The 20,457-nt window shown below is 58.0% G+C and carries 19 protein-coding genes; 11 read left to right on the top strand and 8 right to left on the bottom strand.

Going from position 1 to position 20,457, the window contains the following annotated elements:
• Positions 1-51: 51 nt before the first annotated feature.
• Complete coding sequence (locus tag msub_RS17265) at positions 52-378, bottom strand: hypothetical protein (protein WP_048497384.1); 327 nt, start codon at positions 376-378, stop codon at positions 52-54.
• A gap of 384 nt (positions 379-762) precedes the next feature.
• On the opposite strand from msub_RS17265, the gene msub_RS17260 reads away from it, so the two are divergent.
• The 7 genes from msub_RS17260 (at position 763) to msub_RS17235 (ending at position 7,578) form a co-directional block, all read left to right on the top strand.
• Entirely contained in the window at positions 763-1,959 is a 1,197-nt protein-coding gene (locus tag msub_RS17260) for an acyl-CoA dehydrogenase family protein (RefSeq protein ID WP_048497383.1), read from the top strand.
• Positions 1,960-1,969: 10 nt separating this feature from the next.
• Complete coding sequence (locus msub_RS17255; RefSeq protein WP_048497382.1) at positions 1,970-3,106, top strand: acyl-CoA dehydrogenase family protein; 1,137 nt, start codon at positions 1,970-1,972, stop codon at positions 3,104-3,106.
• A 39-nt stretch (positions 3,107-3,145) separates the two neighbouring features.
• Positions 3,146-3,904 (top strand): class II aldolase/adducin family protein, encoded by a 759-nt coding sequence (locus msub_RS17250; protein WP_048497381.1) that lies wholly within the window; start codon positions 3,146-3,148, stop codon positions 3,902-3,904.
• A gap of 22 nt (positions 3,905-3,926) precedes the next feature.
• Positions 3,927-4,382: a MaoC family dehydratase gene (locus msub_RS17245; RefSeq protein WP_048497380.1), complete on the top strand. Its 456-nt coding sequence runs from the start codon at positions 3,927-3,929 to the stop codon at positions 4,380-4,382.
• Between the two features lie 483 nt (positions 4,383-4,865).
• Positions 4,866-6,800, top strand: coding sequence for a methyl-accepting chemotaxis protein (locus tag msub_RS17240; protein ID WP_227506841.1), 1,935 nt, complete (start codon positions 4,866-4,868; stop codon positions 6,798-6,800).
• 177 nt (positions 6,801-6,977) lie between these two features.
• Complete coding sequence (locus msub_RS21310) at positions 6,978-7,133, top strand: EAL domain-containing protein (RefSeq protein ID WP_082146605.1); 156 nt, start codon at positions 6,978-6,980, stop codon at positions 7,131-7,133.
• A 16-nt stretch (positions 7,134-7,149) separates the two neighbouring features.
• Positions 7,150-7,578, top strand: coding sequence for a helix-turn-helix domain-containing protein (locus msub_RS17235; RefSeq protein WP_048497378.1), 429 nt, complete (start codon positions 7,150-7,152; stop codon positions 7,576-7,578).
• 6 nt (positions 7,579-7,584) lie between these two features.
• On the opposite strand, the gene msub_RS17230 is transcribed toward msub_RS17235, so the two are convergent.
• The 6 genes from msub_RS17230 to msub_RS17205 form a co-directional block, all read right to left on the bottom strand.
• Positions 7,585-9,252 (bottom strand): long-chain fatty acid--CoA ligase, encoded by a 1,668-nt coding sequence (locus msub_RS17230; protein ID WP_048497377.1) that lies wholly within the window; start codon positions 9,250-9,252, stop codon positions 7,585-7,587.
• Positions 9,253-9,274: 22 nt separating this feature from the next.
• Positions 9,275-10,054, bottom strand: a complete 780-nt coding sequence (surE, locus tag msub_RS17225) for a 5'/3'-nucleotidase SurE (protein ID WP_048497376.1) — start codon at positions 10,052-10,054, stop codon at positions 9,275-9,277.
• Positions 10,051-11,115, bottom strand: a complete 1,065-nt coding sequence (locus msub_RS17220; protein WP_048497375.1) for a phosphotransferase — start codon at positions 11,113-11,115, stop codon at positions 10,051-10,053. The genes surE and msub_RS17220 overlap by 4 nt, the downstream gene beginning before the upstream one ends.
• Positions 11,116-11,287: 172 nt before the next feature.
• Positions 11,288-12,055 carry an SDR family NAD(P)-dependent oxidoreductase gene (locus tag msub_RS17215; protein ID WP_048497374.1) on the bottom strand — a complete coding sequence of 256 codons (768 nt, stop codon included), beginning with the start codon at positions 12,053-12,055 and terminating at the stop codon, positions 11,288-11,290.
• Positions 12,056-12,218: 163 nt separating this feature from the next.
• Positions 12,219-13,421, bottom strand: coding sequence for an acyl-CoA dehydrogenase family protein (locus msub_RS17210; protein WP_048497373.1), 1,203 nt, complete (start codon positions 13,419-13,421; stop codon positions 12,219-12,221).
• Between the two features lie 47 nt (positions 13,422-13,468).
• On the bottom strand, positions 13,469-13,909 hold the full coding sequence (locus tag msub_RS17205) for a PaaI family thioesterase (protein ID WP_048497372.1): 441 nt from the start codon (positions 13,907-13,909) through the stop codon (positions 13,469-13,471).
• A 195-nt stretch (positions 13,910-14,104) separates the two neighbouring features.
• On the opposite strand from msub_RS17205, the gene msub_RS17200 reads away from it, so the two are divergent.
• The 4 genes from msub_RS17200 (at position 14,105) to msub_RS17185 (ending at position 18,897) form a co-directional block, all read left to right on the top strand.
• Complete coding sequence (locus msub_RS17200) at positions 14,105-15,688, top strand: class I adenylate-forming enzyme family protein (RefSeq protein ID WP_227506839.1); 1,584 nt, start codon at positions 14,105-14,107, stop codon at positions 15,686-15,688.
• Between the two features lie 228 nt (positions 15,689-15,916).
• Positions 15,917-16,963, top strand: coding sequence for a TRAP transporter substrate-binding protein DctP (dctP, locus tag msub_RS17195; protein WP_048497370.1), 1,047 nt, complete (start codon positions 15,917-15,919; stop codon positions 16,961-16,963).
• Between the two features lie 81 nt (positions 16,964-17,044).
• Positions 17,045-17,590, top strand: coding sequence for a TRAP transporter small permease subunit (locus msub_RS17190; protein ID WP_048497369.1), 546 nt, complete (start codon positions 17,045-17,047; stop codon positions 17,588-17,590).
• The gene (locus msub_RS17185; protein ID WP_048497368.1) at positions 17,587-18,897 is read left to right on the top strand and encodes a TRAP transporter large permease; all 1,311 of its coding nucleotides are present in this window, start codon (positions 17,587-17,589) and stop codon (positions 18,895-18,897) included. The genes msub_RS17190 and msub_RS17185 overlap by 4 nt, the downstream gene beginning before the upstream one ends.
• 79 nt (positions 18,898-18,976) lie before the next feature.
• Here the strand turns inward: msub_RS17185 and msub_RS17180 are convergent, their stop codons facing one another.
• A complete protein-coding gene (locus msub_RS17180; RefSeq protein ID WP_048497367.1) occupies positions 18,977-20,248 on the bottom strand; it encodes a sensor domain-containing phosphodiesterase in 1,272 nt (423 codons plus the stop codon).
• Between the last annotated feature and the right edge of the window lie 209 nt (positions 20,249-20,457).

The following is a 20,457-nucleotide window of genomic DNA, read 5'->3' as shown; positions in this document are numbered from 1 at the left end:
ATGCCCAGCTCAGGCATGAGCAATCCCGTTAATGTCAGACGGTTGTCAGAATCAGGCGAGGTGTGGAGGCGCTTGGGGCAGAACCGGGTAACTCAGCAACCTTGTTGGTGGCTGGATGAAATCAAGACCGACAGAAAATACCGCCCGGAAATCCCCGCCCGGAAACAGAAGCAGTGATGTCAGGGCGACAGAGGCGTCCGGCGAAGAGGAGTCCCCCGACCCGTCAATCGAAACCAGTGTCGGGGTTAGGTGGTCATCAATCTGGGGGTCGAGTGCCGGGTGGGACGAGCCATTTACAAACAGCACCAGCAGGCCGGTAACCAGCAACGCCAGCAGGCTGAGCTTCAGGTTACTTCTGTTGATGGTACAACTCGGCATAGAAAGTATCGGCTATCGTTATTTGAACGGCTCGTCTATTACCAACATATAGTCTTTTGAGCCCGATGCAAGGCTGAATAATCTTAAAAGTGTGCAATGGAGCCGGTTGCTCTGCCCGCGGAAAGCGTCCGGGCCGGAGATGCCACCGCAACCCGTTACCGATATATTCTTTCATGTCTACAGTTTTGCAGAGCGGTACCAATGTTTGCAATTAAGCAAATCTTTCCCTGCATACTCCGCTCAACAAACATCTGGAATGACATTTTTTCTGCTTAACTCCTCGCTTGTTCCATTTTTATTGACATACACCGGTCCAATCTTCGATCATTAGGGAATTCTGCTATGCGGTATACGTTTTCGCTATAGAGCAAGAGAGGTTACCCAATGAACTTGAACTACACCGCCGAGGAACTCGCCTTCCGTGACGAAGTCCGCGCGTTCCTGGATGACAAACTGCCGGCGGACCTTGCCGCCAAGGTAAAAGGGTTCCGTCGCCTGTCCAAGGCCGACCATCAGCGCTGGCAAAAGATCCTCGGTGCGCAGGGCTGGTACGCCACCCACTGGCCAGAACAATACGGCGGCGTGAACTGGACGCCGGTCCAGAAGCACATCTGGGACGAAGAGTCCTGCCGGTATGGCGTGCCGCGGTCCGTTCCTTTCGGGGTGAACATGGTGGCACCGGTCATCATCAAGTTCGGTAACGAGGAGCAGAAGCAGAAATACCTGCCCCGGATCCTGAGCGGGGAAGACTGGTGGTGCCAGGGCTACTCCGAACCAGGCGCCGGCTCGGATCTCGCCTCCCTGAAAACCCGCGCCGTGCGCGAGGGTGACCATTACGTCGTCAACGGCCAGAAGACCTGGACCACCCTGGGCCAGCACGCCAACATGATTTTCTGCCTGGTACGCACCAACACCGAGGTGAAAGCCCAGGAAGGCATTTCCTTCCTGCTGATCGACATGAACACCCCGGGCATCACCGTGCGCCCGATCATCACCCTTGATGGCGAGCATGAAGTGAACGAGGTGTTCTTCGAGGACGTCAAAGTCCCCATGGAGAACCTGGTGGGCGAAGAAGACAAGGGCTGGACCTACGCCAAGTATCTGCTGACCTACGAACGCACCGGTCTCGCCGGCATCGGCCTGTCCAAGGCGGCCCTGTCGCACCTCAAGCAACTGGCCGCCCGCCGTCTGAAAAACGGCAAACCGCTGATTGAGGATGCCGCCTTCAGCCAGCGTATTGCCAGGGTGGAAATTGACCTGATGGCGGCCGGCATCAGCAACCTGCGCATTATTGCGTCGGTGGAAGGCGGCGGCATGCCCGGCGCGGAGAGCTCCATGCTCAAGGTCCGTGGTACCGAGATCCGCCAGACCATCAACGACCTGGCCCGCCGGGCCATTGGCCCCTATGCCATTCCGTTTGTGGAAGAGGAACTGGACCTGGACTACGACGGCGACTTCCTCTCCGACGAGAACGCCGCACCGCTGGCTGCCCAGTACTTCAACAACCGCAAGCTGTCGATTTTCGGCGGATCCAACGAGATCCAGAAGAACATCGTGTCGAAAATGATTCTCGGGCTTTAAGGAGGCGACCATGGATTTCCGATTGAACGAAGAGCAGCAGATGCTGCAGGACACCGTGGCCCGCCTGGTGCGCGGTGAATACAGTTTTGAAAAGCGCCTGGAATACAGCGAATCGGAGCTGGGCTTCAGCGCCGATTTCTGGAAACAGCTGGGTGAGCTGGGCCTGACTGCCGTGCCCTTCCCGGAAGAGCTGGGTGGTTTTGGCGGCACCGGTGTTGAAGTGCAGAGCGTAATGACCGAACTGGGGCGCGGCCTGTGCATTGAGCCCTACCTGCAATCGATCGTCCTTGGTGGCGGGCTGATCAGCCAGGCCGGCAACGACCAGCAGCACGAGCAATGGCTCGGCGGCATCGCCAGTGGCGAAATGCGCGCGGCCGTGGGCCTGCAGGAGCCCCAGAGCTTTTATAATCTGAACGATGTGGAAACCCGGGCGGATAAATCCGGTGACGGCTATGTGCTGAATGGTCGCAAGGCCGTGGTCATCAGCGGTCACTGTGCCGATGTGCTGGTGGTTTCTGCCCGCACTTCCGGCAACAGTCGGGATGCCGAGGGTATCAGCCTGTTCCTGGTCAGCCCGGATGCCGAAGGCCTTGAGCGCCGCACCTACCCGACCATTGACGGCGGCAAGGGCTGCGACCTGCGCCTGAACAACGTCAAATTGAGCCCTGACGCCCTGCTGGGCGAGGAAGGCAAGGCCTCCGAGGTGATTGAGTATCAGGCCGGGCGCGCCATTTCAGCTCTGTGCGGCGAAGCCGTGGGCGTCATGGAAGTGGCCTGCGACCTGACTCTGGACTACCTGAAACAGCGCAAGCAGTTCGGCGTGCCCATCGGCAAGTTCCAGGTGCTTCAGCACCGGATGGTGGACATGATGTCGGAGCTGGAACAGGCCCGCTCCATGGCCATCCTGGCGGCCAGCATGGCCGACGAGCCCCAGAGTAACGAGCGGCGGCGGACCCTGGCGGCGGCCAAGAACGTCATCGGCCGCAGTGGCCAGTTCATTTCCGAGCAGGGGATCCAGTCCCATGGCGGTATCGGCATGACCTGGGAATACAACTTCGCGCACTACGCCAAGCGGCTGGTGATGATCAACCATCAGCTTGGCGATGACGACTTCCACCTGGAGCGTTACGCTGCCCTGCTACAGTGAACAGCAAACCACCGTTATTCAGGGAATGGGGACATAACAATGACAACAAGCGAACAGTCGACTGAACAGGATCTGAGAAAAGCCGAATGGAAGGTCCGGACCGAACTGGCCGCCGCCTACCGGCTGGTCGCCCTGTTTGGCTGGGACGATCTGATCTTCACCCACCTGTCCGCCCGGGTGCCCGGACCGGATCATCACTTTCTGATCAACCCTTACGGGCTGCTGTTCCACGAAATCACCGCCTCGTCACTGGTGAAGGTGGACCGGGATAGCCAGGTGGTGGAGGCCGGCGGCCTTCGCCGGGTCAATCCGGCTGGCTTCACCATCCACAGCGCGGTGCACATGGGCCGGGAAGACGCCGGCGCGGTGATGCACCTGCACGCGCCCGATGGTGTCGCGGTCTCCGCCCACCGGGACGGCCTGCTGCCCCTGAGCCAGACCGCCATGCTGTGCCTCAATCATCTGAGCTACCACGATTACGAGGGCGTGGCCCTCAACCTGGACGAACGGGAACGGCTGATCAGGGATCTGGGCGACAAGTCCATGATGATCCTGCGTAATCATGGCGTACTGACCGCTGGCAAGGATGTGCCAGAGACCTTTACCTACCTGTATTTCTTGATGAAAGCCTGTGAGATCCAGGTCAAGGCCCAGAGCTGCGGCCCCACCTGGATGCCATCGGAACAGGCCATCGAGACCACGGCAGACCAGTCTCAGGCGCTCGGCAGTGCCGCCGCCCTCACCTGGCCGGCGCTGGTTCGGCTTCTGGACAGTAAAAGCCCCGGCTACGCGGTCTGACTAACCTGCCAGGAGCGTAGACATGCTGACAGTGGAACTGGACGAGCTCGACCACCACAAGGACTCGGTAATTGGCTACAGTCCCTGGAAAACCATCACCCAGGAGATGATACAGGCCTTCGCCGATGCCACCGGTGACCACCAGTGGATTCATCTGGATGTGGAGCGGGCGGAGCGTGAGTCACCGTGGAAGAGCACCGTGGCCCACGGCTATCTGACCGCCTCCCTGATTCCACTGCTGAACCAGCAGGTCATTGACGTGCAGGGCAAGAGCGCCAGCATCAATTACGGCCTGAACAAGCTACGCTTCCCCGCCGCCGTGAAATCGGGCGGCCAGATCCGCAGCAAGATGGAACTGCTGGACGTGTCGAGGATAGATGATCAACGAACGCTGGCCACCTATCGCACCACGGTGGAAATACGGGGCGAAGACAAGCCCGCGTGTGTGGTGGAAAATCTGGCCATGTATATCCGCTGACTCCGCAGTGCCGTTTACTTCATCGAGTTAACCGTCGGCCGATCAGGTTGCTGTTTTGACGACCTGAAAAAATGCTGAGCTCCCCCGCCGGACCTGATCATTTATAAAACTATTAACACTATTTAACAAAACAATGACATTGCTCAGAAATTCGCTAAAAAAATGCTTTCAATATATATCCCATCATTATTTTTATATAAAAAATTAAAAATAGAGAATGAAGGCGCCGTCATCGAACACGCAGGTATGCTCTTAGAGCACATTCCATTATTTTTTATTTTATATATTAAAAAAAACAACCAATTGAAATTAATGGCTAATTCGACATTCCATCCTCAAATACCTACGATTTGGTAATCTTTTCGATCCGTAAATCCAACAGAACATTTTGAGGAAACTCTAGTTTCTTAACCAACAGCATGTGCTCGCAATATAAAGTCACCTCCGTTCTCGAAACAGGCAGCTAACATGAGAAACTTTTTATTGAATTCGTCTGTAAAAGTTAAACTCCTGGCAGCATTCGGATTTACACTTTTACTCATAGCCGGTACAGCGCTCTCCTCTTACTCTGCTTTTAACGACCTCTTCGAAGGCAACAAAAACATCAAGGCCGTTTCCGAAATCAACAGCCTGGTCGACGCGGCTCGATTCAATGAAAAGAATTTCTTCCTTCGCAATGAGCCTCGTTATGTCGAAGGCGCCATAGCCGCGATCGAATCGGCCAGTGCCCTTGCCGAGCAGGAACAAAAAATCCTGCAAAATCCTGAACAAAAAGATGCCATGGCCGTCATCCGCAAAGATCTTGGCGAATATCGGGCAGCGTTCCAGCGAATAGTTGAACAACGGGCGCAAAAAGCAGCCGCCGAGAAGTCGATGGAAGCCAGTGCACGACAGGCGGTCGAAAGCTTCATCCAACTGGAGCAGTTTTTTCAGGCCCGCGCGCAGGAGCAGTTCCGAGCAGGCCGGGAAGCAGACGCCCGGGAAAGCCTGCGTCTGGTTCGTCGTTCCGGCGAGCTGGCCCGCCAGATGCTGGATGCCCGCCGGATTGAAAAAAACTACGTAATCGCGGAGGACCCTGCCGATGCCACGGCTCTGATTCAGCGAATAGAAGCCATCAAGGAAGGCGCCTCGGAGCTCGCGCGCCTTGCCGACACAGACGCAGCCAAAGCCAGGATCGGCGAACTTGACAAAGCCCTCGGTTCCTATGAAGGGCTGTTCAGCGCTTTAACCGAAAACGTGGCGACTATGAATCAGAATGAGGCCCGGGTCGTTGAACTTGCCCGAGAGGCCCAGGAAAAGGCTAAATCTGCCCTCGGGTTTGAACAGGAACGAATGAGCAAAACCAGAGATGATGCCTTGCTCATCCTGTTTGGGGCGACTCTGGTGGCACTGGTGTTTGGCACTGGATCGGCACTGTTGATTACCCGATCCATTGTGCGCCCACTCGAGCAACTCGTTGACCATGCGGGGAAAGTCGCTGATGGCGACCTTAGCAATAACATCCACACCGACCGTAAGGACGACCTCGGAAGATTGATGATGGCCATGCAGGTGATGACTGAAAACCTTCGTCATATGGTGAAGGAGGTCTCCGATGGTATTGCACAGATTGCCAGTTCGGCAGAAGAGTTGTCTTCCGTAACCGAGCAGACCAGTGCCGGGGCGGCGCAGCAGCGCGACCAGACCGACCAGGTGGCTACTGCCATGAACGAGATGACAGCGACCATTCAGGAGGTGGCAAAAAACGCCGAAGCGGCCGCCAGTGCTGCGTCTGAATCCGATACCAAGGCCAATGACGGGCATAACGTTGTCACGACAGCGATACACGGGATCGAAACGCTTTCCACAGAAATCAACCAGAGTGCAGAGTTAATCTCCAAACTTCGGGACGACAGTGCCAATATCGGCACCATCCTGGATGTGATCCGTGACATCGCCGAACAGACCAATTTGCTGGCGCTGAATGCCGCCATTGAAGCAGCCAGGGCGGGAGAACAAGGCCGGGGATTTGCGGTCGTTGCCGACGAAGTCCGTGGACTGGCGCAACGGACCCACCAGTCAACAGGTGAAATCGAAAACCTGGTCAATGCCCTCCAGCAAGGCGCAAAAGACGCCGTCGAAAGCATGCACAATAACATCAAGAGCGCAGAATCCTCGGTTCAGGTTTCACGCACAGCGGGCGAGGCGTTATCCAGCATTGCTGAATCGGTATCGACCATCCAGTCGATGAACCATCAGATTGCGACGGCCGTTGAGGAACAGACGTCCGTCGCCGAGGAGATCAGTGAAAATGTGGTGAGCATTCGCGAGGTGACCGACCAGAACGCCACCGCCAACGATCAGATTGCGATTTCCTCCAATGATCTGGCTCAACTCGGAAGTGATCTCAAGCGGGTCGCCGAGCGCTTCAAGGTATAACAAACGTCATTATCAAGCTGTCTCCCGATAACCACGAGACCTTGCGATGAATGTTATCTCAAAAAGCAATGTGCTCGCTTCCGGAGTTGAACTTCGGGTCCGCATCCAGAGTCTCTTGCGTCTTCGCAACCTCCAAATCAAGGAGTCGGCACTCAAACCAAAAGACATAGCCCGGGCATCGAGTCGATCGCCGAGGGTATTGAGACCGAGGCTCAGCGGCAAATCCTCGAGCAACTGGGGTGTCCTCTGGGACAAGGCTTCTATTTTTTCGCACTTATGTGCTTTCTGCACCTTTGTGCGCCGGGACCCTTGCCTGTAATATCGGACTCTTGAACCACAGGTGCATCTCATGAACCTAGGGCAGGCAATCAGGCGCTTGAGGAAGCAGCAGGGCATGACCCTGGCTGAGCTTGCCGACCGCTGTGACTCCCATGTAGGCAACCTTTCACGGATCGAGAGATCTCTGGCAAGGCCAAGTCTGGAACTTCTGTACCGGCTGGCAGAGGCTCTGGATCTATCCTTGACGGATATCTTCTCAGTCGCCGAGAAACAGCAGCTCGACTCTCAGCAAGTCGCGCTCAATGCGGCCTTCATTTCACTTCTGGAGGCAGACCGCCAACTTCTGCTTGAATTCGCAGAGCTCCTGCAGAAGCGATCAATCCGTCCAATGGACTCTGTCAGTGTGGGCAAGGACGCATTACCTGCTGAAAAACCCGGTTTATCCGACCCCCCTCCTTCGGCGGGGCGCCAAGGGCATCCCCGCCGCCGATCAAGATAATCACTTTCAGGCCTTCCCCTGCCACTCCTCCTCCTGCAGCGCACGCCACATCAGCTTGCCAGTGGGCGACTTGGGCAATTCGCTGACAAACTCGATCAGGGTGGGAATCTTGTAGGCCGCCATCTGTTCCTTGCACCAGCTGGTGATGTCCCCTGCCGTGGTTTTGCCCTCCGCCTCGGGCGTCAGCACGATACAGGCCTTCACGGTCTCACCGCGTTTGGGATCCGGCGAGGAGATGATGCAGACTTCGTGAATCGCGGGGTGTCGATACATCAGGCCCTCGACTTCCGATGGCCAGACCTTGAAGCCGGATGCGTTAATCATCCGCTTGACCCGGTCCACCATGAAGAAATAGCCCTCCTCATCGTAGTAACCCAGATCGCCGGTGCGGAAAAACCGCTTGCCATCAATCTCGACAAATGCCGCTTCGGTTTCCGAGGGCCGGTTCCAGTAACCGATGGTGACCTGCGGCCCATTGGAGACGATTTCGCCGGTCTCGCCGGGGCCTTTTTCCTGCAAGGTATCGACATCAATGATCCGGCTGTCGACATCAAACACGGGAATACCCAGGCACTGGGGTTTCGGGCGATTCGTGGGGTTGATGTGGGTCGCCGCCATGGTTTCTGACAGGCCGTAACCCTCGATGTAGTCCAGGCCGGTGATGGTCTTGAGTTTTACCGCCACAGCCTCGGGCATGGCGGCGCCGCCACCGCCGATGGTGGTGAGGCTGGACAGATCATACTGGCCAATCTCGGGGTTGGAGAGAAAATCCACCGCCATGGTGACGATATTGGCCCAGCCGGTGACCTTGTAACGCTCAATCAGCCGCGCTGCAGTGGTGCGATCCCAGCGGGTCATGATCACCGTGCATGAGCCGCTGAAGATGGGGCTGTTCATGGAGCCGGTCATGCCGGTCACGTGGAAGAACGGCAAGGTGGCCAGTTGCATCGTGTTGACGGTACTCACGTTCCAGAACGACCGGTGCACGGCCGTGGCCATCACGCTGCGGTGCGTGTGCATGCAGCCCTTGGGCGCGCCGGTGGTGCCGGAGCTGTAGGGAATCACCGCGAGATCGTCCGGGCCGGCGGTGTGCGCCGATGGCATATGACCGGCTGCCAGCGCCTGCTCCCAACTAACCATGCCGGCCTGGGCCTGCGACCAGGCCGGGGCGGCCACTTCCGCCGGCAAGGCCAGATCGGTGTCCGGGGCGGCATAGGTACTGTAGGAGGCCACCACAATCTGCTCCAGATCGGTGGTTTCCAGCAACGGGGCGATAAAGCCGGCCAGTTCCTGGCCCGCCAGGCAAACACGGGCACCGGTATCCGCCACGAAGTGCTCCAGTTCCGCTGCCCGGTTCATCGGGTTAACGGGAATCACCACGGCATCGGCGCGGAGAATGGCGTAATAGGCAACCACGTACTGGGGCGAGTTCTGCATGTACAGCAACACCCGATCGCCTTTCGCCACACCCTGGGCCTGCAGGTAGCCCGCCATCGTCTCTACTTCCCGGAACAGCCGGCTATAGGTCATCGACGCATCGTAAAAAATGATGGCGTTACGGTCGGGATAACGCCGCGCGGAAATTTCCAGGTTGGCAAACACGCTGGTCCGGGGCAGCGCCAGGCTTTTGGGCAGTTCTCTCGGCCAGACGGCGTAATGGCGGGTAAAGGTCATTGTTGTGATCCCCTTGTTAGGTTCAGTGAGCCGCTGGCGCGGCCAGATCAAAAGCGTCGGCGCCGCCAGGCAGGCGATCCTGGTGGCGCAATGGCGTAATGGCGATGGCTTTGTCCCGCAATACGCTGGCGTCTTCATCGGGTGCGACAATGTGCCGGGAACTGCGATCAAACCCCAGCCACCAGTACGGCAGGCTCCGGGCGTCCTGACCGGCCAGCAGGCGCGGGCGCTGGATCGAGCCGTTGGACTGCCGGCACCACCGGGCCTGAGTGATGGCCGCCGCCTCACAGGCGGGAAAGTTCACATTCCAGGCACGGTTCTGCCCCGGCTGCCACAACTGGCGGATAACGGCTTCGCCAAAGCTGGCAACCGGAGACCAGTCCACACCTTCCCGGCTCAGAAACGCCTGGCTCAGTGCGATGGCGGGTATACCCATATGCTCGGCGCTGAGCACCGCGCCCACAGTGCCGGAATACTGCACCGAGTCACTGATGTTAGCGCCACAGTTGACCCCGGACAGCACCAGATCCGGCGGACTGTCCCCAAACCACTGGGCCAGCGAATACAACACACAATCCGCCGGCGTGCCGGAAACCGCAAAGCGCTTGTCGCCCTGTTCGTACACCCGCAAGGGGTCGTGAATGGAAATGCTCTGGCCGGCACCGCTGCGGTCATGCTCCGGCGCCACTACCCAGACTTCCTCTGCCAGGTTGCGGGCGATCTGCTCAAGCACTTTCAGCCCCGGCGCGTTGATGCCGTCGTCGTTGGTGATCAGGATACGTTTGACCATGGGTTCGTTCATGACGACGCTCCCTCACTGGCAATACGCCAGCCGACGTCGGCCAGCAGACTCGCGCGCTTACCCACGTCCAGGGCATTGGCATTGGCGGCATTGCCATCCAGCGCCCGCTTGTAGACACCCTGCAGAATAGACGCCAGCCGGAACAGGGAAAACGCCAGGAACACGTGCCAGTCGGCAATGCCGTCCCGGCCGGTCTGGCGGCAGTAGCGGGCAATAGTTTCCTGCTCATCCGGAATACCCAGTGCATCCAGATCCTCGCCTAACAGCCCTCGCATACCTTCCAGATCCGATGGCAGGTAATAAGGCAGACAGTAATAGGCCAGATCCGCCAATGGATGGCCCAGCGTCGAAAGCTCCCAGTCGAGGATCGCAATCACTTCCGGCCGGTCCGGTGCCAACATCAGGTTCCCGAACCGATAGTCACCATGGGCAATCGAGGTCTCATCCTTCGCCGGCAGGTTTTCCGGCAGCCAGGCCATGAGGTTGTCCATGGCCGGCAGCTCATCGGTCTTCGACGCCAGATACTGCTTGCTCCAGCGCGCCACCTGACGGGCCACATAACCCTCGGGCCGACCGTAGTCGCCCAATCCGATGGCGTTCACATCCACCGAATGCAGGGCTGCCAGCGTATCAATCGCGGAATGGTGCGCCGGCAGCCGATCCTGCCGATCCAGCGCCCGCAGCGCCGAATGGCTGATGATCCGGCCTTCCAGAAAATCCATGACATAAAATGGCGTACCAATGACGGCGGTGTTCTCGCAAAGCACACGCACGCGCGGTACGGGAACAGCCGTATGGTCGTAAAGTGCCCCCATCACGTGGAACTCCCGCTCTACCATATGGGCGGACGGCAAGGTTTTCCCGGGCGGTTTCTTCCGCAGGACATAACGGCCGCCATCAGTATCCAACAGGAAAGTGGGATTCGATTGCCCGCCCTGGAACTGTTTGACCTCCATACGGTGGCCAACCTCTGGCAATTCAGCTTTCAGCCAATCAAGCAGACGTTTTTCGTCAAATTTGTGAGCTGGCAGAACCTCTACCAATTCCGGCGTCATACTCATTACTCGTACAAACCTTTTCCATGTTTTTTGTATCTGGCCCGCAAACGCTCTGCGGCCGGTGGGTGGGGGTGCCTTTGTGCAGGGAAAATGATGTCTGAGCGCAGCGAGTTCTTTTTCCCGGAAGAAAGGCACCCCCACCTGCCGGCCTCACTGCAACGTTTTAACCCACAGTTCAGCAGATGGTTTCGCCGCCATCGGCAACAATCACCTGGCCGGTGATGTACGCACTGGCTTTGGTGGACAGGAATACGGCCAGGCCAGCGATGTCGACCGGGTCGCCAATTCTGCGCAGCGGCGTTTTATCTTCGGCACGTTTAACGCGCACGGGGTCTTCCCACAGGGCTTTGGCGAAGTCGGTTTTGATCAGCCCAGGGGCGATGCTGTTCACCCGGATGCCCTTCGGGCCCCATTCCACCGCCAGGTTACGGGCTAGCGCCGCTTCGGCAGCTTTGGAAACGCCGTAGGTGCCAATGGTGGTGTTACCCCGGATACCCGCGATGCTCGACAGCAGCACCACGGCGCCTTCACCTTTCTCCGCCATCTGTGGAAGCACCATGTTGGTGAGCCAGAAAGTACCCCTGACGTTGGTATCCATGATCTTGTCCCAGGCGTCATCGGTCATTTCGGCGGTGGTGCCGTACACCGGGTTGGTGGCCGCGTTGCAGACCAGCACATCGATGGTGCCCCAGGCTTCGTTGGTCTTGTTCACCAGGTTCTGCAGGTCTTCTTTCCTGCCCACATGGCAGGGAATGGCAATCGCCTCGTAGCCTTGCGCTTTCAACTCATCGGCCACCTGTTCACAGGCGTCGGCCTTGCGGCTGGAAATCACGACTTTGGCGCCCAGGCGGGCCATCTCTTCGGCGATGGCACGGCCGATGCCTTTGGTGGAACCGGTAATCAGGGCGACCTTGCCGGTCATATCAAACAGTGGATTATTCATTCTTCGATCCTCATGCACTGAAGCACGGGAGTGGCCGGGGTGATGTCCTTCCGGGACTGTGCAAAACAGGGATGTTTTGCTCAAGCCTACATGGACGTATTCACGGCGTGTCCCGGAAGGACATCACCCCGGCCGCTCTCCCCCTGATTCAGAGGTTATCGGGTTAGCGGTATTGGCGAAGCTCAATCTTGGCCACGGAATCCAGATGCACCTCATCCGGCCCGTCCGCCAGTCTCAGTGTCCGCACCTTGGCCCAGGCTTCCGCCAGGAAGGTGTCCTGGGACACACCGGCGCCGCCGTGCACCTGAATCGCCCGGTCCAGCACCTTCAGTGCCATGCTCGGTGCGATCACCTTGATCATCGCAATCTCCTGGCGGGCCACCTTGTTACCCACGGTGTCCATCATGTGCGCCGCTTTCAACGTGAGCAGCCGCGCCTGCTCGATCTCGATGCGGCTGCGGGCGATATCCTTGCGGATGGAATCGAAACTGGACAGCGGCTTGCCGAATGCCTCACGGGCATTGGCACGCTTGCACATCAGCTCCAGGGCCCGCTCGGCGACCCCGATGGTGCGCATGCAGTGGTGGATACGACCTGGCCCGAGGCGGCCCTGGGCAATCTCGAATCCCCGGCCTTCACCCAGCAGAATATTGCTCACCGGCACCCGCACGTTCTCATAGTGAATCTCCGCGTGGCCATGGGGCGCATGGTCATAGCCAAACACTGTCAATGGACGAATCATCTTCACGCCCGGCGCATCCAGCGGTACCAGTATCATCGACTGCTGCTTGTGCTTCTCGGCCTGCGGATCGGTCTTGCCCATCACGATGGCGATTTTCGAGGTGGTGGTCATGGCGCCGGAGGACCACCACTTCTTGCCGTTGATTACATATTGGTCGCCCTCACGACGGATTTCACAGGCGATGTTGGTGGCATCCGACGAGGCCACATCCGGCTCGGTCATGGAAAAGCAGGAGCGAATCTCGCCCGCCAGCAGGGGCTTCAGCCATTGCTCCTGCTGCTCTTTATTACCATAGCGGGCGATGGTTTCCATGTTGCCGGTATCCGGCGCGGAGCAGTTGAACACCTCCGGTGCCATGGCCGAGCGGCCCATGACTTCGCACAGATGGGCGTATTCGTAGTTGGTCAGCCCGGCGCCGAACTCGCTTTCCGGCAGGAACAGGTTCCACAGGCCCTCGGCTTTCGCCTTGACCTTCAGTTCCTCGATGATTGGTACCGGCGCCCAGCGGTTCTCTGCCTGCTCGATCTGCTCATGGTACCTGTGCTCATTCGGGTAGATATGGGCGTCCATGAACTCGTTCAGCTGCGCCTGCAGCTTTTTCGCTTGGTCAGACAGTTCAAACATGTCCGCTTCCTCGTGGTGGTGTTGGCATTGAGTCGGTAACCGTTCCGTCAGATCGGAACGCCCTCTGGTTTGTCGCTGCCGGAGCGGATCCGGAAAGTGCCTTCGGCGATGGCCAGCAGGTTGCCCCTGTCGTCATGAACCTCGCCGGTGCTGTTGAAAATGCGGGTGCCTCCGGCGCGCTTGCGGCCGGTGACCTTTATGGTTCCTCCGGAACACTGCCCGGTGAAGGTGGTGGTCAGGGACAGGGTAATGGCCTTGCGCATCCGCCCCGGATAGGGGCAATAGGTGCCCGCCTGGGCCAGCACAATGTCCAGCAGCGACGTGAGTACGCCGCCGTGGATCACTCCGCCCAGGTTCAGGTGCCGGGGCTGTAGCTCCAGCTCAAGCACTGCTTCGTTCTCCTCCCAGGAAACCTGACGGTAACCCAGCAGGCTGTGAAAGCCGGGCAGGTCTTTTCCATCGATAAACAGGGGCTCTTGCTCACTCATTACCGTTTCATTCCTGGCAGATTCAGGGCTCCGGTTGCACCGCCGCCCGGGGACTGTCTCGCTATTATTGAGAGTGCTGGGGTCTATCTGTTCAGATAATTTGTCACGCCTGCCGGTTTTGAGTCAACATAATCGGAAGTTAATTTCACTAGATAAAACACAATAACATTTGAGAGGCAAAAAATGGAAAGCGGTATGCGTGATATGCCGGTCTATGCGCCAATCGATCCCAGTGAATCCATGGATGCGATCGGTCATCACATCCAGCAATACGCCCGGAGCCGTGGCGGCCATCCGGCCCTGATTGATGAGCAGGGCACCCTGGACTGGCGCAGCCTTGTCGATCAGGTGAACCGCTTTGCCAACCGGTTGCGGGAAGCGGGATTGCGGCCGGGTGAGTCTGTAGCTGTCTTGTCCGGTAACAGCCGGGACGATGTTGCCTTGTACCTTGGCACCCTGATGGCCGGGGGCTGCATGGTGCCATTGTCCGGTATGGCCAGCACCGAGGCTCTGGCCATGATGGCGGCAGATTGCCAGGCTCGCTTTCTGTTTGTGTCCGGCCAGCAGCGGGAGCTGTTCGGGGCCTTACGGGCCCGGCTGACCGACCTGCCGGCCGAGCGAATTATCAGTCTGGCTGGCGCCCTGGACGGAGCCGGCTACGCCCTGATTGACTGGCTGGCTCAGACCACTGCCACCGTCCGGTCCGAGCCGGTCACCCTGGATGACCCGTTCAATATCATTTACAGCTCCGGCACCACAGGCACGCCCAAGGGCATCCTGCACGACTACCGGTTCCGCCAGCGGCAGATGCTGAGGATGAGTCGCTACGGGCTGGACGGCGATGCCATCAACCTGGTATCAACGCCGCTGTACTCGAACACCACTCTGGTTTCGGTACTGCCCACGCTCTACCACGGCGGCACCCTGGTACTGATGGCGAAATTCGATGCCCACCGGTTTCTCGAACTGGCTGAAGCCCATAGGGTGACCCACGCCATGCTCGTTCCCGTGCAATACCAGCGGATTCTGGCACAGCCGGATTTTGACCGGTTTGACCTCTCCAGCTTCAAGCTCAAGCTCTGCACCAGTGCCCCGTTGCGCTCCGCGGTCATTGCCGATGCCATGGCGCGCTGGCCCGGCAATCTCCGGGAAGTCTACGGCCTCACCGAAGGTGGCATCTCCACCAGCCTCGACTGCGCGGCCCACCCGGACAAGTGGGACTCGGTTGGTGTGCCCACCCAGGGGGCCGAGGTACGGGTGATTGGCGAGGATGGCGGCGAGCTACCCCGGGGCGCCACCGGTGAGATTGTCGGACGCGCCATTTCCATGATGCGGGGCTATGTGAACCGCCCGGAACAGACCCGGGAAATGCTCTGGACCAGCCCGGAAGGCGAGGTGTTCTACCGCAGCGGAGATATGGGGCGGATCGATGAGGACGGCTTTATTTACATCCTCGATCGCCGCAAGGACATGATCATCTCGGGCGGTTTTAACATCTACCCGGTGGACCTGGAAAAAGTACTGCTGGCGCACCCGGCACTGGCCGACGCCACGGTAATCGGCATTCCCAGTGACCAGTGGGGGGAAACGCCGCTGGGACTGGTGGTTGTCAGGCCCGGCCAGGCGGCCAGTGAAACCGCCATACTGGAATGGGCCAACCGCCAGCTGGGCAAAACCCAGCGTCTGGCAGCCATCGAGTTCCGGGCTTCCCTGCCCCGTTCCGCAATCGGCAAGGTATTGAAGCGGGAGTTACGGGCGCCGTACTGGGCCGGAAACTGAGGGCCGGCTATGAGTCGGCTGAACCGGCAGGAGTGAACTATCCTTCCAAACATTCTGTAATAAATCAGAGCCCAACATCCTATTGCAAAAGCCGAGACTTGTGTTAGATTCAGAGAACTTTAATTCACCATGCAGTCAATAGTTCTGCAGAGTGAAACTCAAAAAGACCCATTGGTCATAAACAAAAAGTCATTAATGCACAAATATAACAACGAATGAGGCCAGATCATGACTCTGCTTACCAACGCCCGAAGAAAACTGACCGTCTTTGCCTCGGCACTGACTCTTGGCCTATCGGCCACCCTGGTCGCCGCACCTGCTGCCGCCCAGGAAACCTTCACCTGGAAGGTCCAGTCCCACTGGCCCGGCTCCAGCAGCTCCTACACTGACAGCCTCGGCCGTCTTAAGCGGGTGCTGGAAGAGCGCACCGATGGCCGCCTGAAGCTTCAGCTGTTTGAGGCCGGCGCCCTGTTCAAGGCCAAGGATACCTTTGATGCCGTCAGCCGCGGCATTCTGGAAATGGGTACGATTTCGCCCTCCTATGCCCAGGACAAGATTTCCCTGGCCGGTATCGCTTCCGGACTGCCGTTCGCCTTTCGGAATGTCTGGGAAGCGGCCTATTTCCACAAGAACATGGGCTTTGAAGAAATGCTCCGGGAAGAGGCGGCCGAATACGGTGTGTACTGGGCGACCGACAAGGTCTATCCCACCGAAATGGTGGTCAAGAAGCCGATCAACAGCTGGGAAGACTTCACCAGTCTGAAGATCCGTTCCTCCGGCGCCCTGCAGACCTTCCTGACCGAAGCCGGCGCGGCTGCGTCCTACATCCCGGGCAGTGAGCTGTACTCGGCACTGGACTCCGGCATTGTCGACGGTGCCCACTGGGGCGCGTCCCAGGGCGCATTCAGCATGGGTCTTTATGAAGTGGCCAAGTACCACGTCAAACCTGCGCTCAACATCGCAGGAACCGACGTGATCATCGTCAGCCAGAAGGCGCTTGATAAACTGCCGAAAGACATGCAGAAGATCGTCAAGGACGCCCTGGACGAGCAGTTCTGGGTGCGCACCAACGAGTACCAGTACAAGGAACAGATTGCCCTGGCAAAGGCCCAGGCCGAATATGGCGTCCAGGTGAACACCCTGCCCCAGGACGTTCAGCAGAAGCTTGCCCAGGTTGCCCAGCAGTTGTGGGATGAAGAGGGCAAGCGCAGTGAAAAGGCCGAAAAGGCACTGGAAATGCTGAAAGGTTTCCTGGCCGACCTGGGCTACCTGTAATAACCCTGAAGTGCTGAAACCGAGCCGGGGCACGCCCCGGCTTTTTCTCCTCTGAAAACCAACGATTTGCCGGAGCGTGTCATGAGTGTGCTTGCAGCATTCATGAGAGGGGTCACCCGTCTCAATGATTTTATCGGGCGCGGGATTGCGCTGCTGGTGTTTGCCATGTTCGGCTTCCTGCTGCTGGAGGTTGGCCTGCGGTATCTGTTTGAGTCACCCACTGTCTGGACCAACGAACTCTCCCAGATGCTTTTTGGCATCTATGCCGTTATGTCCGGCGGCTACATTCTTGCCCATCGTGGGCATGTGAACGTCGATCTGCTGCACGCCCACCTGGCGCCCAGAAAACGTGCCGCCCTCGACATCGCCACTTCGGTGATTTTTTTCATCTTTACCCTGGCACTGCTCTGGTTCGGCATTGATGTGGCCAGCGAATCCATTGCCGGTTGGGAAACCTCCTATTCCGCCTGGAATCCGCCAATCTGGCCCGTCAAACTGGCCATTCCGATCGGTACCGGCCTGCTGGTGTTACAGGGCCTGGTGAAACTGCTGGAAGACATCGCCATCGCTTTCAACCTGGATTATTACCAGCCAGAACAGGAAGAGTCTGAAGGAGCGCACCTGTGAGCATTGAGATACTGACCCTGCTGTTCTTCGGCTCACTGCTGTTTTTCCTGCTCCTTGGCCTGCCCCTGGCTTTTGTACTCGGGGGCGTGTCGGTGGTCTTCCTGTACTTCACCTGGGGCTTCGGTTCCTTTTTCATGGTGGTCTCGCAGATCTGGGGCACCATGGGCAGCTTTACCCTGGTGGCCATCCCCCTGTTCGTGTTCATGGCCATGATTCTGGAGCGAACCGGCGTCGCCAAGGATCTCTATCGCATGATGCACCTGTGGTTTGGTGGCGTCCGGGGCGGCCTGGCCCTGGGTACGCTCGCCATCTGCGCGGTATTTGCCGCCATGGTGGGTATCAGCGGTGCCGCCGTGGTAGCCATGGGCACCATCGCCCTGCCGTCCATGCTGGAGCGAGGCTACGACCGCAAGATGGCCCTTGGCGTGATCAACACCGGGGGCGGCTGGGGCATCCTGATCCCGCCCAGCATCCTGATGATTCTCTATGCCCTGATTACCGGTGTATCCGTGGGCCAGATGTTCGCCGCCGGCATCTTGCCGGGTGTGCTACTGATGGTGCTTACCTTTATCTACATCATCGTTCGCGCCACACTCCAGCCGCACCTGGCTCCGGCACTGCCAAAGGAAGACCGGGGCACCTGGCCGGAAAAACTGCGTGCCCTGCGGGCGGTGTTGCTGCCCATCGGGGTAGTGGTGATGGTGCTGGGATCGATCATCGGCGGCATTACCACGCCCACCGAAGCGGCTGCCATGGGCGTGCTGGGCGCGCTGATATCGGCCGCCGTCTACGGTGAATTCAAGTGGTCGGTGATGCAGGAAGCTGCCATCCGCACCTTCAAGATCACCGGCATGATCATGTGGATCCTGTTTGCCGCCCACGCCTTCAGCGCTGCCTACCAAAGCATGGGTGCCCAGGAGCTGATCGAGGGAATGATGCAGCACATTCCCGGTGGGCCCTGGGGCATCATCATTGCCATGATGGTGATCATATTCTTCCTGGCCATGGTGCTGGACCCGGTGGGCATCATGCTGATCACCCTGCCTGTGTTCATGCCGATCGTCGAGAAACTGGGGTTCGACCCGATCTGGTTCGGTATCCTGTTCGTGATCAACATGGAGATCGGCTACAAGACCCCGCCCTTCGGCTTCAACCTGTTCTACCTCAAGGGTGTGGTGCCGCCGGGCATTACCATGAAGGACATCTACACTTCGGTGATTCCGTTCGTGCTGATCGAGATCCTGGCCATCGCCATCATCATGATTTTCCCGGAAATCGCCACCTGGCTGCCGGATCAGTTCTTCTGATCGGGTTGCCATGTCCGGTTGCGGACATTGAGTCCGGCTTTCGATGAGATGCCACCATAGCGCTCTGCTGAAAGCGAACTCACGTGGAACGAAAGAGATCCAAAAGCTGCGCTTGGGGCATTGGTTTGTAAAAAAGATAGCCCTGTACCCGCCTGATGCCGAGAGCTCTGAGCATATCGAGCTCGGCCCGGGTCTCGACGCCCTCGGCCAGGAGGCTGGCTCCCCGCTCGTTGGCAAACCCGACCAATGCCCTCACTACTGATTGAATAGTAGGGCTTCGGTCGATGTTACGCACCAGCGATATGTCCAGCTTAATAATGTCGGGGTTCAGCTCCACAATATGCCGAAAACTGGCATAGCCGGCTCCAAAATCGTCGATGGCCAACTGCAAACCCCGATTACGAAACTCTGACAGGGCGGAAGCCAATTCTCCGTAATCCGCGATGGCATCGTGCTCCGTGATCTCCAGCACGATTTGTTCAAGTGCCTGTTGTCTCAGGAAATCCTGAAACGCCGGTTCGAGAAAGGTGGTGCCGGAAAGGTTGCAGCCCACATAAACATCCGGGGGTAGATGTTCCCTGATAGCCATGCCCTTGGCAAAGGCACTTTTTTCCAACTCAGTTGCAATTCCAAGTTCAACCCCCTCGTCGAACCACTCGTTGGGTGGCCGATATGGATCGGTCTGAAATCGGGCGAGTGACTCGACTGCGACAAGGTCGCCTGTGGTCGAATCCACGACAGGTTGCCAGGCCATCTGGAGCCCGCCGGACTTGAGGACGTCACGGATATATTTACGGCGGCAAGAGATGTCATCAAGAGCTCGTTGTTCTTCTTGTAGTGCCGTACCTATCAAGTCAGCCATAGCAGACATAAAGCCGATATCGCGTTCGTCCAGCTGCTCTTTGTAATCACACGAATAGCAGCACAGGGTCCCGAAAGTATCATCGTTTTCGCCAGGGATAGGAACGCTCGCATGAGATCTGACCCCCAGCGCTTCGATAGCAGGCAGATCCCTTAAAGAGGGATGCACTTGGGCATCCCGAACAAGATTGGGTGCCTGGTTCGTCACAACCCGGATACAGGCAGACTCTTCAAGGGGAGCGCTGGCGCCCGTGGCTGGTGCCTGTTGCCGTCCATCACTGCTGACATACAGAAACTCTCGGCGGCCACTAGAAAACCTGGAAATGAAACCAACCTCCATTCCCATATGGATGCGAACAGCTTCAAGCAGACGTGTCAGCAACAGTCTGGTCGTACCCGAATTAATAGTCGCCGTGGAAAGGATAGCTTGTCCGATAGAAGCTGCTTTCTGGCCGTTGTGATTTTGGAGCTCCTCGCTTTTCGATGACATATCCCAAAATTCCTGTCGTCAAGCCGATGAGTTGTGAGTTGTGAGTTGTGAGTTGTGAGTTGTGAGTTGTGAGTTGTGAGTTTTCAGGTTAGCGGATATTTGTCTTTTATATTTAATACGTACAATTTCACATTTAGCTGACTTTTCAGTTTGAACGCCCCTGAAAACTCTGCAAAAAAACGCAAACCCCATGAAGTCTGTCTTAGTAT

It is taken from the genome of Marinobacter subterrani (assembly GCF_001045555.1).
Lineage (GTDB): Bacteria > Pseudomonadota > Gammaproteobacteria > Pseudomonadales > Oleiphilaceae > Marinobacter > Marinobacter subterrani.
Note: the sequence above shows the minus strand (reverse complement) of the source record. Positions and strands in the feature narration are given on the sequence as shown.